Here is a 13,963-nt window from a genome sequence, read left to right as displayed (position 1 = left end):
GCTTTCACGCGGCGGGGAACGCGCGCTCGACGAACGAGGCGATGTGGTCGTGGAGGGCCCGCGCGGCACCGTCGGCGTCACCCGCCCGGGCGAGGCCCAGGATCCGGCGGTGCTCCTCGGCCTCACGCCGCCACGAGGGCTCGGCGCTCCAGGCGACGGTGGAGACCAGCGCGGCCTGGTCGCGCACCTCGTCGAGCATCCTGGCGAGCAGCGGGTTGCCGCACGGAAGGTACAGGGCGCGGTGGAACTCCCGGTTGGCGAGGGACCGTTCGGCCTGGTCGGCGGCATCGTCGGCGTCGGCCAGCGCCTGCCCGGCGGCGTCGAGGGACGCGCCGCGCGCGATGGTGCGGCGCAGGGCCTCGGGTTCGAGCAGCAGCCGTACGTCGTAGACCTCGTGCGCCATGGCGGCGTCCACGGTGCGGACGGTGGCGCCCTTGTACTGGCTCATGACGACGAGTCCGGTGCCCGCGAGCGTCTTCAGCGCCTCGCGCACGGGGGTCTTGGACACCCCGTACTGCGCGGCCAGTTCGGTCTCCACCAGGGCTTTGCCGGGGGCCAGCCGCCCGGTGAGGATCGCGTGCTTGATCGCCTCCAGGACGTACTGGGTGCGGCTGGGAATCGGGGTGGGGGCGGCGAAGGCCATACGGTCGCTGCTCTCATATCTCGCGTATCGCGTCTCATATATGACGTACGAAGTACGACGCGATGACGGTAGGGCGATGACGGGTTCGCGTCAACGGTTCCGGCAGGAGGAAACCCGGCCGGATCGGCCGGGCCCCGGTCACGAGGGTGCGTACGGTCGCCGGCGCAGCGAGCGCAGGGCCTCCGCGACCGCCGCCAGGTCCCGGTCGGAGGCCAGGCCCGCGTGGTACAGGCGCAGTTCGCCGGCGCCCAGGTCGCGCGCGCGGGCCGCGTCGGCGGCGAGCGTGCCCGGGGAGCCGCCCATGCCGCCGACGACCGTGAAGTTGGCCGCCAGGACGGTGTCCCCGCGGGCGTGCTCCGCGAACGGCGGCAGCACCGCGTCCGCGCCGCCGCCCGTGCAGGGCAGCACCACGCCGTCCGCGACGGACAGGATGTGCGCGGGGTCGGCGCCGGGGTTGGCCCCGCAGCGGTACACGGCCGGGTCGGCGTGCAGCAGGACGCGGAAGGCGGGCCCGTCCGACGGCGCGGCCTGCCGGACCGCCGTGACGGCCGCCTCCTGGAAGCCGCGGGCGACACGGGTGCGCCAGGCCAGCGTGGCCGCGGCGGGCCCGGCGCCCAGCAGTTCCGCGACGCCCGGCCACCCGTCGCCGGACGGGCCGCCCGCGCCGGCCCACACCGGCTCCAGGGCGCGGCGCACGGCGGCCGCCAGCTCACCGGGGTCCAGCCCCTCGTCCGCGTACCCCTCGCGGCAGGTGCCGCAGAAGCACAGCGACATCAAGTACTGGGCCGCGTCCCCGAGCGCGACGCCCGCGGTCTTGTCGTGCGCGTGCAGGTGGGCCATGCCGTACCAGCCGCAGGACTCCAGCTCGGTGCCGCGCGCGCCGGACCGTACCGCCGCCTCGGCGGCCAGGCCGACGAGGAGGGCGCGCACCTCGGGGCGGGCGATGCAGGGCGCCCACGGGTAGCGGTCGCCGTAGGCGTTGACCACCGAGGTCTCGGGGTGCTCCGCGCCGAGGCGGGAGTTGTGCGCGAGGACGACCCAGGTGTGCACCTCCAGCCCGGCCGCGCGGAGCGCCTCGGCGGCCGCGCCGTACGCGTCGCCGGGCGCCCAGTCCCCGGCCTCGTACGGGCGGTACGGGCGGCCCGCCCAGCGGCCGGCGTCGGGCGGGTAGAGGACGGCGGCGTGCTCGGCGGTGACGACCCGGTGGCGCGGGTGGCGCGGGGTCAGGGCCCGGGTGGAGTGGTACGCGGAGGCGAGGGTGACCTGCTCGACGCCCAGGGCTGCGATGCGCCCGGCGGCGTCCGGGTCGCCGATGACGTCCCAGGGGTAGAGGAAGGCGGAGGCGCGCACTAGCGGCCCCCTCCCGGGAGACCGGCCAGCAGGGCGCGGCCGCGCTCGACGATCCCCGCCAGCTGCTCGATGTGGGCGGGGGCGGGTTCGCTGAGGGGCGGGCGGACCTCGCCGACATCCAGGCCGCCGAGCCGGACGGCCGCCTTGACGAGCGAGACGGCGTAGCCGCGCCCCTGGGCGCGCAGTTCGACCAGCGGCCGGTAGAACCCGTCGATGAGCCGGTGCACGACCGGGTCGTCGCCGCCCCGCAGCGCCCGGTGGAAAGCGAGGGCGATGTCGGGGGCGAAGCAGAAGACGGCGGACGAGTAGAGGGTGACGCCGATGCCGCGGTACGCCGGGCCGGTCAGCTCGGCGGTCGGCAGCCCGTTGAAGTACAGCAGGTCGAGCCCTTCGGCGCGTACGGCGCTGATGATGCGCTGCATCAGGTCGAGGTCGCCCTGTCCGTCCTTGATGCCGATGATCCGGTCGACGCGGGCGAGGGCGGCGGCGGTGGCCGGGGTGAGGACCGCGTTGTCGCGCTGGTAGACGATGACGTCGAGCGAGGTCGCCGCGGCGAGCGCGGTGTAGTGGCGCAGCAGCCCCTCCTGGTCGGGCACGACGAGGTACGGCGGCAGGACGAGCAGCCCGTCCGCGCCCGCCTCCTCGGCGAGCCGCGCGTACCGGATCGCGAGCGCGGTGCCGTAGCCGGCTCCGGCGACGACCGGCACCCGCCCGGCGGCCTCCTCCACGGCGGCGGCGACGCAGGCACGGAACTCCTCGGGCGTCAGGGCGTGGAACTCGCCCGTGCCGCAGCAGGCGAACACGGCGGCGGCTCCGGCCTCGATCCCCCCGCGCACGTGCGCGCGGAAGACGTCCAGGTCGAGCGCTCCGTCCGGTCCGTACGCGGTGACGGGGAAGAACAGCAGGCCGTCGAGTCGGGCGGCGAGCGGGGCAGAGGTCACGTGCGCTCCCTGGACAGTCGGTCGTGCATGAATCTGATTCATGTACACATACTTGAACGACCTCACGCTAAGGCAGCGCTGAGTGGGCGGTCAAGGCGCCGTTTGACGGAATTCCGCAACCGGCAGGCCGAGTTGCCCACCAGACGCCACACTTGACGCTGTTCCGTCCGCCTCTCTAGCGTGTCCACGCTTGTGAATCCGATCCACGCACATGGGTACACCGAGCCCCGGCGGACACCGCGCCGCGCGGAGACAGCCGCGCCGTCGAGCCGCCGCACCGCCCCTTGAGGAGACCGACCATGCCCGCTCCCCGCACCGTCCTGCTCACCGGCGCCGCCGGCGGCGTCGGCACCCTGATGCGGGGGCTGCTGCCCGCGTACGGATACCGGCTCCGCCTCCTCGACATGGCTCCCATCGAGGGCGAACCGGACGCGATCACCGCGGACCTCGCCGACCGCGAGGCGCTGCGCGAGGCGGTCCGGGGGGTCGACGCGGTCCTCCACCTGGCGGGCATCTCACTGGAGGCGCCCTTCGAGAAGATCCTGCGCGCCAACATCGAAGGCACCTACCACCTGTACGAGGCGGCCCGCGAGGCGGGCGTCCGCCGGGTCGTCTTCGCGTCCAGCAACCACGCCGTCGGGTACACGCCCCGCCCCCGCGCGGGCGACCCGTTGATCCCCGTCGACGCGCCGCACCGGCCCGACACGTTCTACGGCCTGTCCAAGTGCTTCGGCGAGGACCTCGCCCAGCTCTACTGGGACCGGCACGGCATCGAGACCGTCTCCGTACGGATCGGCTCCTGCTTCATGGAACCCGCCTCGGTGCGGATGCTCTCCGTCTGGCTGAGCCCCGGCGACGGCGCCCGCCTCTTCCACGCCGCCCTCACCGCCGAAGGCGTCGGCCACACCGTCGTGTACGGCTCGTCCGCCAACACCCGCCTGTGGTGGGACCTGTCCTCGGCGCGGGCGCTCGGCTACGACCCGCGGGACGACTCGGAGCAGTACGCGGAGAAGCTCCTCGCCGAGCAGGGCGAACTGGACGACACCCGGCCCGAGCACACCGTCCTCGGCGGGCACTTCACGACGAACCCGCCGCAGTGGCCGCACTGACCGCCGTTGATCCGGTGACGGACGCGGCACGGGCAGGACAGGATGCCGCTCATGCCCCGACCCCACGGCTTCCACTACGTGTCCCACGCCGACGGCACCGTCGGGATCACCCACCACGGCCGCCCCGCCGGCACCCTGCGCGGCGCCCGGGCGGAGAAGTTCCGCGCCGAGGCCGCGTCCGGCGACGCCCAGCCGGTGATGGCGCGCTGGACCGGCGCGTACAGGCACGGCAACGAACGGGCGGTCCGTGACCAACCCCGTAACCGGAGTGGCCGCAGGTAAGGGAACGGCAAAGGGGCTCCGCTCGTTACGCCAGGCATGACAGCTATGACCCCCGGCTCGAACATCCCCCTCACCGCCACCCGGGTGGCGGTGGACGTCTCCGCGCCCGTGCGCCTCGACGTATCGGGCCTGCTGCTCACCGCCGACGGCAAGGTGCGCTCCGACGACGACTTCATCTTCTACAACCAGCCCGCCGGCCCCGGTGTCACCTACCGCTCCGGCGGCGGCACCGCCCCCGACGCGATCACCGTGGACACCTCCTCCGTGCCGCCCGGCATCGAGAAGATCGTCGTCACCGCCAGCCCGGACGCCGCCGGGCAGACCTTCCAGGGCGTCGAGCCGACGGCGACCGTACGCAACGCCGACGACGGCACCGTGCTCGCCACCTTCACCCCGCCGCGGCTCGGCACCGAGACCGCACTGGTCATCGTCGAGATCTACCGGCGGGGCGGCGCCTGGAAGGCCCGCGCGGTCGGCCAGGGGTACGCCGACGGGCTGGCCGGGATCGCCACCGACTTCGGCGTGTCCGTGGACGAGGAGCCAGCGGCGGCCCCGGCACCCGCCGCCGCCCCCGCGGCGCCCGCGCCGGTCGCCGCGCCCGCGGCCCCGGCCGCTCCCCCGGCGGCGCCCGCCGCCGCGCCCGCCTCCGGGAAGATCAACCTCGACAAGGGCCGGGTCAGCCTCCAGAAGAACCAGACCGTCTCCCTCGTCAAGGGCGGTCGCCCGCTGCTCTCCCAGGTCAGGATGGGCCTCGGCTGGGAGCCCGCGTACCGCGGCAAGGACATCGACCTCGACGCCTCCGTCATCGCCTACGGCCCCCAGCGCAACCACCTGGACAGCTGCTACTTCGGCAAGCTCTCCATCCTCGGCGGTGCGATCAAGCACTCCGGCGACAACCTCACGGGCGAGGGCGCCGGCGACGACGAGGTGATCACGGTCGACCTCGGCCGGCTGCCCGCCGATGCGACGGGCCTGGTCTTCACGGTGAACTCCTTCTCCGGGCAGAAGTTCACCGAGGTCGCCAAGGCCTACTGCCGTCTGATGGACGCCGCGACCGGCGAGGAGCTGGTCCGCTTCGACCTCACCACCGCCGAGCCGCAGACCGGCGTGATGATGGCCAAGCTCATCAAGCAGTTCTCGGGCGAGTGGGAGATGACGGCGATGGGCGAGTTCGTGAAGTCCCGTACGGTCCGCGGGATGGTGAAGCCGGCCGCCCAGGCCCTGTAGCGCGCCCCGCCTCCCGGCGGTGCGCCGCCGTGAGGCCGAGGAGGTCCCCGGCGTCCCGGCCCGCGCCGGGGCCGGAAACCTCCGCGTCCCGGGCCTTCGCCGGCGCCGGGCGGACGGTGGGCCGGCCCGTCACCACGTGACGGGCCGGTGCCCCGTCACGCGCCCCCGCGCGAGCGGGCCTTGAAGGCGGCCTTGCGCGCCTCCTTGGCGATCCGCTTGTCCCGGTGCAGACGGCCCATCGCCTCCAGCACCTCGGGGGTCGCCGGGTGCTCCACCCGCCAGGCCGCGTCGAAGAAGCCGCTGTGCTGGCCGGTCAGGCCCTCCACGAGGTCCTGGAGCTCCTCCAGCTCGCCCTCCGCGTCGAGCTGCGCCGCGATCGTGTCGATGGCCAGCCAGAAGATCATCGACTCGGGCGGCGCCGGCACATCGGCCGCGCCCCGCTCCGCGAGCCACACCCGGGCCAGCCCGCCCAGCTCGGGGTCGTCCAGCACCTCCCGTACGGCGGGCTCCGCCTCCGTGCCCGCGAGGGCGAGGGCCTGCTGGCAGTGGAGGCGGCGCAGCGGCGAGCCCGGGTCGGTGCCCTTCGCCGCCGCGAGCAGCTCCCGCGCCGCGGCCGGCGGCTCCCGCCGCGCCAGCCACTCGGCGGTCTCGGCCCGCGCCGACGCCTCGGGGAAGCGGGCGACGCCCGTCAGCAGCACGTCGGCGCCCTTGTCCGCCAGCTCGCCGACGGCCGGCGCCGCGACGCCCGCCTCCAGCATGCGCTGGCGCACCCCGTACAGGCCCAGCGGCGTGAGCCGCACCAGCCCGTACCGGGAGACGTCCTCGTCGTCGCCGACCGCGACGGTCTCCTCGTCGCCCTCCTCCGCCATCAGCGCCTCGTCGACCGGGGTGTACTCGACCAGCCCGATGGGCTCCAGCACGCGGAACTGGTCGTCCAGCCGCATCATGGCCTCCGACACCTGCTCCAGGATGTCGTCGGTGGGCTCCCCCATGTCGTCCGGCACGATCATCGACGCCGCGAGGGCGGGCAGCGGCACCGGGCCGGGTCCCGTCCCGGCGTCGGCCGCACCGCCGGCGCCCGTCTCCGTCACGGACAGCAGGTACAGGTTCCCCAGCACCCCGTCGAGGAAGTCCGCCTCGCGCTCGGGGTCCCAGTCCAGCGCCTCCAGGTCGATCTCGCCGTTGTCGCCGATGACGTCCGCGAAGTCGTCGAGCAGCGGTGCGGTCGCGTCCGCGAACACCGTCTCCAGGCCGTCCAGCCACAGGGCCAGCACGTCCTGCGGTGAACCGCCCGTCACCAGCGGGAGGTTCTCGCCCGCCTCCACCGCGCCGTGACCGGCTTCCTCCGCCGGCTCCTCGACCTCGACCAGCCCGGTGTCGACGGCGACCCGCCAGGCCTCGCTCGCGTACGCCGCCCCGTCCTCGTCCGCCGCCAGCCCGAGCGCCTCGGCGGCGGCCGGCAGCAGCTCCTCCACCAGCTCGCCCCCGGCGCCGACCCGGGTCTGCGGTCCCGCCCAGCGGGCGAGCCGGACGGCCCGGGCCAGCAACGGGGCGGCGAGCGCGTCCCGCGCCAGCTCCGCGTCCGAGGGCAGCCGCACCGGCGGCAGGGTGGGGCGGTCTGACGACATCAGGGGTCTCTCCTCGGAAACGGGGACGGGTTCGGGCGGGCCCCAGCGTAGACGCATTTGGGTGCATGTCCGCTGGTTCATGTACCGGTCAACGCCCGTACACCCGGCAACCCTTGACAAGTACCCGGCCCACACAAGACATTGACGCGCGTAGATCTGTTGTCCGGATCCAACCCCTCACGCACCTCCCACATCATCGGAGCCTTTCCATGTCTTCCTCCCTGCCGAGAGCCGCGTCCAGCACCGCCCGCAGAGCGGCGGCCGTCTCGGCCGTCGTGGCCGCCGCGCTGGCCGCCGGCCTGCTCGCCGCCTCCCCCTCGGCGTTCGCCGACGACGCGAGCGCGAGCGCGGACGTGACACGCATTCACGACATCCAGGGCTCCACCCGCATATCCCCGCTGGCCGGCCGCCAGGTCGCCGCCGTCCCGGGCATCGTCACCGGCGTGCGCACCTACGGCTCCCGCGGCTTCTGGATCCAGGACCCGCAGGCCGACGCGGACCCCGCCACCAGTGAGGGCGTGTTCGTCTACACCGGCTCGGTCCCGACCGTCGCCGTGGGCGACTCGGTCACCGTCTCCGGCACCGTGACCGAATACGTCCCGGGCGGCACGTCGTCCGGCAACCAGTCCCTCACGCAGATCACCAAGCCCACGGTCACCGTGGTCTCCTCGGGCAACGCGCTCCCCGCGCCCGTGACCGTCTCCGCCCGCTCGGTGCCCTCCGCGTACGCGCCCGAGGGCGACCCGGCGGCCGGCGGCTCCATCAACGGCCTGACGCTCCGCCCCGGTTCGTACGCCCTGGACTACTACGAGTCCCTGGAGGGCACGAACGTCCGCATCGGCTCCTCCCGCGTCGTCGGGGCCACCGACCCGCACGCGGAGCTGTGGGTGACGGTGAAGCCGTTCGAGAACGCGAACCGGCGCGGCGGCGCGGTCTACGGCTCGTACACCGCCCAGAACACCGGCCGCCTCCAGATCCAGTCGCTGACCCCGCTCGCCCAGCAGCCGTTCCCCAAGGCGAACGTCGGTGACTGGCTGACCGGCACGACCGAGGGCCCGCTGGACTTCAACCAGTACGGCGGCTACACCCTCACCGCCCGCACCCTCGGCACGGTCGCCGACCGGGGCCTGGAGCGCGAGGTCACAGAGAAGCAGCGTCCGAGCGAGCTGGCGGTGGCGACGTACAACGTCGAGAACCTCGACCCGACGGACCCGCAGGAGAAGTTCGACGCGCTGGCCAAGGCCGTCGTCGAGAACCTGGCCTCGCCCGACATCCTCGCCCTGGAGGAGATCCAGGACAACAACGGCGCGAAGAACGACGGCACGGTCGCCGCCGACCAGACCGTGAAGAAGTTCACGGACGCGATCGTCGCCGCGGGCGGCCCGGCGTACGAGTGGCGCGGCATCGACCCGGTCGACAAGAAGGACGGGGGCGAGCCGGGCGGCAACATCCGCCAGGTCTTCCTCTTCAACCCCGAGCGCGTGTCCTTCACCGACCGCGCGGGCGGCGACGCCACCACGGCGACCGGCGTCGTACGGGAGCAGGGCCGGGCGGCCCTCACCCACTCCCCCGGCCGCATCGCCCCCGCGGACGCGGCGTGGGACAACAGCCGCAAGCCGCTCGCGGGCGAGTTCACCTTCCGCGGCCGTACGGTCTTCGTGATCGCGAACCACTTCGGCTCCAAGGGCGGTGACGAGTCGCTGGTCTCGCACCACCAGCCGCCGAACCGTTCCTCCGAGACCAAGCGCCTGCAGCAGGCCCAGACGGTGAACACCTTCGTCAAGGACATCCTGAAGGTCCAGCGCACCGCCGACGTCGTCGTCCTCGGCGACATCAACGACTTCGAGTTCTCGGCGACGACGAAGGCGCTGACCGACGGGGGCGCGCTGTACCCGGCGGTCCTGTCGCTGCCGCGCTCCGAGCGGTACTCGTACGTCTTCCAGGGCAACAGCCAGGTGCTGGACCAGATCCTGACCAGCCCGTCGATCCGGCACTTCGAGTACGACAGCGTCCACATCAACGCGGAGTTCGCGGAGCAGAACAGCGACCACGACCCGCAGGTGCTGCGCTTCCGCCCGTAGCGGCCGGCCGCCGGGCGCCCGGCGGCCGGCGCGGTCACCCGCCCGCGCTGAAGTGCAGCGCGGGCGTGTACCGCCGCACGCCGCCGCCGGCGACGCCCGGGTACGCCTTCACCTTGCGCCACTGCGGGGTGGCGCTCCCGATCCCGTCGCCGGGGGCGGCGAGGGCCTCGATGTGGGCCTCCGCGCTCTCCCACTCGGCGTAGTTGAGGACGCGGGTGCCGTCGAGGCTGGTGTGGAAGGTTCCCGAGATACCGCCCGGGTGCGGTCGCGGGTCGCTCTCCAGCGCCTCGAACACGCCGTCCACCCAGTCCCGTTGCCGCGCGGCGTCCGGTCCGTCGAACTCGACGTCCACGATGACGACGCAGCCCGGGACGCGACGGCCGTCCGCGGCCGGCGCCCGCCGCCGGTAGAGCTCGTACGAGGCGATGCCCACCCGCTCGATGCCGGGCACGGCCGCGTCGATCTCGTCGTTGCGGTCGTCGCGGTGGCGGGCGAAGAACTCCCGGTAGGCGGCTTCATCCCGCCACTGCGAGTAGTGGAAGAGGGTGTCGCCGTCCTCCCCGGTGTGGACGGTGTACGACAGGAGCCCGTCGAACGGCCAGTCGCGGCTCTGCCACGCCGTGGCGATGGCGTCCACGGTGGCGCGCTGCCGTTCGGGCGTCCCCACCCGCCAGGTACTGGCCTTCACGACCCCGACCCCGGGGCGGGTGAGGTCCGGACGCGCGTCGATTCCGTATGCGGTGATCACCTTCATGGCTGTCTGCCTCCTGGCTGCCGCCCCCCTGTGGCGCGGCCCAACAGCCATCCTGGAATCTCAAGTCGACTTGAGGTCAAGGGCGTTCGGCCCGCCGCACACGCCACCCCGCCACCACGCCGCGCGAGGCGGTGCGATGACGGGGTGGCGTGATGAAGGGGTGTCGCGACGCAGGGGTGACGGGGTGGGGCGACCAGCCGGGGGGCGCGGCGCCGCCGGCGCGGTCAGCCCGGCCAGGTCCCTGTCAGCCGGCGGACCCCCAGGGCGCCGGAGCGGTCCACCGCCGCCTTGACCACCGCGAAGATCGCGCCTTGCAGTGCGGCGGCCAGCAGGATCTCCTTCCACTCCCGTTCCTCGTCCATGGCGTCCGGCGCGTCCCCGTTGCCGACGGCCGCCCATGCGCGGGAGAAGAGGGTGCTGGCGAGGGCACCCCCGGCCATGCCGAGCAGGATGCCGACGGGCCGGTAGAACATCTTCTGCTTCTTCTTTTTCTTCTGCTTGTTCTTGTACGGCTTGCCGGCCACGCCGGTCACCCCCACTTCCCGGTCCGGCGGAGCTGCCACACCGCGATGCCCGCCACCGCCACCATGGCGACGGCGGCCAGGATCTGGCGGGGGTGCTGCCGGACGGGCTCGGGGGTCTTGTCGTGCACCAGGTGGGCGGCGCGTGCCTTCACGTCCGTCCTGGCCATCAGCTGGTCGATGGTCTCGCCCAGTTCCTGGCGCTTGCGGGCCGCCTCGCGGCGCAGCTCGTCAGGTCCCGGGGCTTTGGGCGCCTCACGACGTGTCATCGGTGGACCCTCTCCTTGATCTCGTGGACGTCGGAACGCATCCCGTCGATCGCCCGCTCGGGCTTGGGCGGCACCGCGCGCTTCAGCTGGCTGCGGCCCAGGGCCGCGAGGACGCCCGCCAGTACCAGGAACAGTACGGTGGCGATGAGCACCGACGCCCAGACGTCCAGGGCGAGGTTGAGCAGCGCGGCCACGGTGGCCCAGACCCCGATCAGTCCGACGTAGCCGACGGCGGCCGCCGCGCCCAGCATCCCGCCGCCCTTGCCGGCGCGTTTGCCTTTCTGCATCATCTCGGCCTGCGCCGTGCGCATCTCGGTCTTGACCAGGTCGGAGAGCTGTTCCGACGCCTGCTTCACCAGCTCGCCGACCGACGGTTCTCCGGCCATGCCAGATCGCCTCCCATCTCGTACGGGGAGGATCGAGTACCCGCGCGTACCGCTTCGAACCAGGGACGTACCGCTCCGGAGCAGGGAACGACGCAGCCCGCCGGCCAGGGGGCCGACGGGCTGCGAGGGGGCTGGTTCAGGAGCCGTTGACCTCGTTGCTGCCGAGGAGGGAGACGTGTTCCAGCACGTCCTCCATCGGGTCGTCGATCTGGCCGATCGACAGCAGCGTGACGTGATGGCCGCTGTCGGGGGCGGTGCGGGCCTCGTCGGCCCGGGCGGCCGCTCCGGACGAGAACACGGCCGCCAGGGCGAGCACGCCGGGAACGATCAGCCTGCCGGTCTTCATATGAGCAGTCCCTCACCTTTTGCCGATTCGTGTGACATCCGTGCTGACCTGTTTATCCGTCCTGCGGACGGAAAGGTCACGCGGATTCACCCGGATCAGTTGTGGCTGTGGAGGATGTCGTTGAGCCCGCCCCACACCGCGTTGTTCGGGCGGGCCTCGACGGCGCCGGTGACCGAGTTGCGGCGGAAGAGGATGTGGGAGGCGCCGGACAGCTCGCGGGCCTTCACGACCTGGCCGTCGGGCATCGTCACGCGCGTACCGGCGGTGACGTACAGCCCGGCTTCGACGACGCACTCGTCGCCGAGGGCGATACCCACGCCCGCCTCGGCGCCGACGAGGCAGCGCTCGCCGATGGAGATGATGACGTTGCCGCCGCCGGAGAGGGTGCCCATGGTGGAGGCGCCGCCGCCGATGTCGGAGCCGTCGCCGACGACGACGCCGGCGGAGATGCGGCCCTCGACCATGGAGGTGCCGAGGGTGCCGGCGTTGAAGTTGACGAAGCCCTCGTGCATGACGGTGGTGCCGGCGCCGAGGTGCGCGCCGAGCCGGACGCGGTCGGCGTCGGCGATGCGGACGCCCTTGGGCAGCACGTAGTCCGTCATGCGCGGGAACTTGTCGACGCTGGTGACCTGGAGGTGCAGGCCCTCGGCGCGGGCGTTGAGCCGGACCTTCTCGATGTCGTCGACGGCGACGGGGCCCAGGGAGGTCCAGGCGACGTTGGCGAGCAGGCCGAAGATGCCGTCCAGGTTCTGGCCGTGCGGCGCGACCAGCCGGTGGCTGAGCAGGTGCAGGCGCAGGTAGACGTCGTGCGCGTCGAGCGGCTTGTCGTCGAGGGAGGCGATGACGGTGCGCACGGCGACGACCTCGACGCCGCGGCGCGCGTCGGCGCCGATGGCCTTGGCCGCGCCTTCCCCGAGGGCTTCGACGGCCTGGTCGGCGGTGAGCCGCTCGGTCCCGGCGGGCCCGGGGGCCTCGGTGAGCTCGGGGGCGGGGAACCAGGTGTCGAGAACGGTTCCGTCGCCGGCGATGGTGGCGAGGCCGGCGGCCACGGCGCCGGTGGTGCGTGGTGCGGACGGTGCAGAAGTCATGCAGGAAACCTAACCGTCGCTCCCCCGCTCAGGCGAACCGGTCTCACCCGCCGAACGTCTCCCGCGGCCGCCGCCGTGGCCCCGGGCGCCGCCGGCGGTGTACGAGCGTGCGCCGGGCGGCCGTATAACGTGTCCACGTCAGGGGGAAGATCAACAGGAAGCAGTGGACGACACATGACGCAGCACATGGGGTGGGGACCGGGCTGGGGCGGCTGGGCTCCTCCTCCGCCGCCCAGGCCCGGAGTGATACCGCTCGCCCCGCTCGGCGTCGGCGACGTCCTGGGCGGCGCGCTCTCGGCGCTCGGCCGCCACTGGAAGCAGCTGCTGGGCCTGGCGGCCGCCGCGTACGGAGTGGCGGTCCTGGTCTTTGGCGGGGCGCTCCTCGTCGCGTACTCCGCCCTCCGGGACGACATCGCGCGCCTGCCGGACTCCGACGAGGGCCTCGTACCGCTCCTGGTCACCCTGGGCGGGCTGTACGCCGTGGGCGTGCTGCTCCTGCTCGTCGCCCACGCGGTGATCCACGCGAGCTGCCCCGCCGTGCTCCAGGACGCGGTGCTGGGCCGGACCACCACCCTCGCCACCGTCTGGCGCCGCGTACGGCCGCGGCTGGCCGCGGTGCTCGGCACCGTGCTCCTCACGGGCCTGATCGCGGTGGTCCCGCTGCTGCTGTTCGCGGTGGCGTTCGGCGCGTTGTTCCTCTCGCTCTTCGCCGCGCTCGGCACCGGCGACCTGGAGTTCGCGGGCTACGGCTGGGTGATCGCGGCCGGCTTCCTCGGCGCGCTGGCCACCGGCGTCCTGGCCGTCTGGCTGTGGGTGAGGTTCAGCCTCGCCCCGGCGGCGGCCGTCTTCGAGGGCCAGGGCACGCTCGCCGCGATGACCCGTTCGTCACACCTCGTGCGCGGCTCCTGGTGGCGGATCTTCGGCATCTCCCTGGCGGGCTGGCTGCTCGCCGCGATCGCGAGCTACGTCATCCAGCTGCCCTTCTCCCTCCTGTCCCTGGTCCCCGGCCCCGCTGTCGGGGAGGACGGCCAGGACGGCGCGACCATGATCGCCGTCATCGTGACGGCGCTGGTGTTCGGGCTGCTCACCCAGGTGGTGGGGCAGATCCTGACGGCCGCCTACCCCCAGCTCGTGACGGGGCTGCTCTACGTCGACCAGCGCATCCGCAAGGAGAGCCTGGCTCCGGCCCTCGCCGAGGCGGCGGCCGTCCCGCCCGCGGCCGCGGCACCCTGATCCGCTGCCCGGAAACGGCCGTGGGGCCCCGGGGGGGCCCCGGGGGGGGGGCCCCCCCCGCGGGGCCGGGGGGGGGGGGGGGGGGGGGCGGGGGGGGCGGGCGGG

At 73.6% G+C, this 13,963-nt stretch carries 15 protein-coding genes; 5 read left to right on the top strand and 10 right to left on the bottom strand.

What is annotated here, in order from left to right; genetic code table 11:
* Positions 1-4: 4 nt before the first annotated feature.
* From ACIA79_RS31460 to ACIA79_RS31450, 3 genes are all read right to left on the bottom strand, one after another.
* The gene (locus tag ACIA79_RS31460; RefSeq protein ID WP_399431807.1) at positions 5-643 is read right to left on the bottom strand and encodes a GntR family transcriptional regulator; all 639 of its coding nucleotides are present in this window, start codon (positions 641-643) and stop codon (positions 5-7) included.
* Positions 644-781: 138 nt separating this feature from the next.
* Positions 782-1,993: a hypothetical protein gene (locus ACIA79_RS31455; protein ID WP_399431806.1), complete on the bottom strand. Its 1,212-nt coding sequence runs from the start codon at positions 1,991-1,993 to the stop codon at positions 782-784.
* A complete protein-coding gene (locus ACIA79_RS31450) occupies positions 1,993-2,934 on the bottom strand; it encodes a 5-dehydro-4-deoxyglucarate dehydratase (RefSeq protein WP_399431804.1) in 942 nt (313 codons plus the stop codon). Before ACIA79_RS31450 ends, ACIA79_RS31455 begins: the two co-directional genes overlap by 1 nt.
* A 299-nt stretch (positions 2,935-3,233) precedes the next feature.
* On the opposite strand from ACIA79_RS31450, the gene ACIA79_RS31445 reads away from it, so the two are divergent.
* Genes ACIA79_RS31445 through ACIA79_RS31435 form a run of 3 tightly spaced genes read left to right on the top strand, consistent with a single transcriptional unit; the run spans position 3,234 to position 5,552 of the window.
* Entirely contained in the window at positions 3,234-4,043 is an 810-nt protein-coding gene (locus ACIA79_RS31445) for an NAD-dependent epimerase/dehydratase family protein (RefSeq protein ID WP_399431802.1), read from the top strand.
* 51 nt (positions 4,044-4,094) lie between these two features.
* Entirely contained in the window at positions 4,095-4,325 is a 231-nt protein-coding gene (locus ACIA79_RS31440; RefSeq protein WP_399431801.1) for a hypothetical protein, read from the top strand.
* 36 nt (positions 4,326-4,361) lie between these two features.
* A complete protein-coding gene (locus tag ACIA79_RS31435) occupies positions 4,362-5,552 on the top strand; it encodes a TerD family protein (protein ID WP_399431800.1) in 1,191 nt (396 codons plus the stop codon).
* A gap of 155 nt (positions 5,553-5,707) precedes the next feature.
* On the opposite strand, the gene ACIA79_RS31430 is transcribed toward ACIA79_RS31435, so the two are convergent.
* Complete coding sequence (locus tag ACIA79_RS31430) at positions 5,708-7,180, bottom strand: hypothetical protein (protein ID WP_399431799.1); 1,473 nt, start codon at positions 7,178-7,180, stop codon at positions 5,708-5,710.
* Between the two features lie 209 nt (positions 7,181-7,389).
* Between ACIA79_RS31430 and ACIA79_RS31425 the strand changes: the two genes are divergently transcribed.
* Positions 7,390-9,261 (top strand): endonuclease/exonuclease/phosphatase family protein, encoded by a 1,872-nt coding sequence (locus tag ACIA79_RS31425; protein ID WP_399431798.1) that lies wholly within the window; start codon positions 7,390-7,392, stop codon positions 9,259-9,261.
* A gap of 34 nt (positions 9,262-9,295) precedes the next feature.
* Here ACIA79_RS31425 and ACIA79_RS31420 read toward each other — a convergent pair whose 3' ends face one another.
* The 6 genes from ACIA79_RS31420 to dapD form a co-directional block, all read right to left on the bottom strand.
* Positions 9,296-10,015: an antibiotic biosynthesis monooxygenase gene (locus tag ACIA79_RS31420; RefSeq protein WP_399431797.1), complete on the bottom strand. Its 720-nt coding sequence runs from the start codon at positions 10,013-10,015 to the stop codon at positions 9,296-9,298.
* A 224-nt stretch (positions 10,016-10,239) separates the two neighbouring features.
* A complete protein-coding gene (locus tag ACIA79_RS31415; protein ID WP_399431862.1) occupies positions 10,240-10,488 on the bottom strand; it encodes a DUF4235 domain-containing protein in 249 nt (82 codons plus the stop codon).
* Between the two features lie 56 nt (positions 10,489-10,544).
* Positions 10,545-10,805 carry a DUF3618 domain-containing protein gene (locus ACIA79_RS31410; RefSeq protein WP_399431796.1) on the bottom strand — a complete coding sequence of 87 codons (261 nt, stop codon included), beginning with the start codon at positions 10,803-10,805 and terminating at the stop codon, positions 10,545-10,547.
* On the bottom strand, positions 10,802-11,191 hold the full coding sequence (locus tag ACIA79_RS31405) for a phage holin family protein (RefSeq protein ID WP_399431795.1): 390 nt from the start codon (positions 11,189-11,191) through the stop codon (positions 10,802-10,804). The genes ACIA79_RS31410 and ACIA79_RS31405 overlap by 4 nt, the downstream gene beginning before the upstream one ends.
* A 136-nt stretch (positions 11,192-11,327) precedes the next feature.
* Positions 11,328-11,537 carry a hypothetical protein gene (locus ACIA79_RS31400; protein ID WP_399431794.1) on the bottom strand — a complete coding sequence of 70 codons (210 nt, stop codon included), beginning with the start codon at positions 11,535-11,537 and terminating at the stop codon, positions 11,328-11,330.
* Positions 11,538-11,632: 95 nt separating this feature from the next.
* The gene (gene dapD, locus ACIA79_RS31395) at positions 11,633-12,625 is read right to left on the bottom strand and encodes a 2,3,4,5-tetrahydropyridine-2,6-dicarboxylate N-succinyltransferase (protein ID WP_399431793.1); all 993 of its coding nucleotides are present in this window, start codon (positions 12,623-12,625) and stop codon (positions 11,633-11,635) included.
* A gap of 174 nt (positions 12,626-12,799) precedes the next feature.
* On the opposite strand from dapD, the gene ACIA79_RS31390 reads away from it, so the two are divergent.
* Entirely contained in the window at positions 12,800-13,858 is a 1,059-nt protein-coding gene (locus tag ACIA79_RS31390) for a hypothetical protein (protein WP_399431792.1), read from the top strand.
* The last annotated feature ends 105 nt before the right edge of the window (positions 13,859-13,963 follow it).

The sequence above is a fragment of the Streptomyces sp. NPDC051310 genome (genome assembly GCF_044455245.1).
GTDB lineage: Bacteria > Actinomycetota > Actinomycetes > Streptomycetales > Streptomycetaceae > Streptomyces.
The sequence above is the reverse complement of the archived record's forward strand: the minus strand, read 5'-3'. Positions and strand labels throughout refer to the sequence as shown.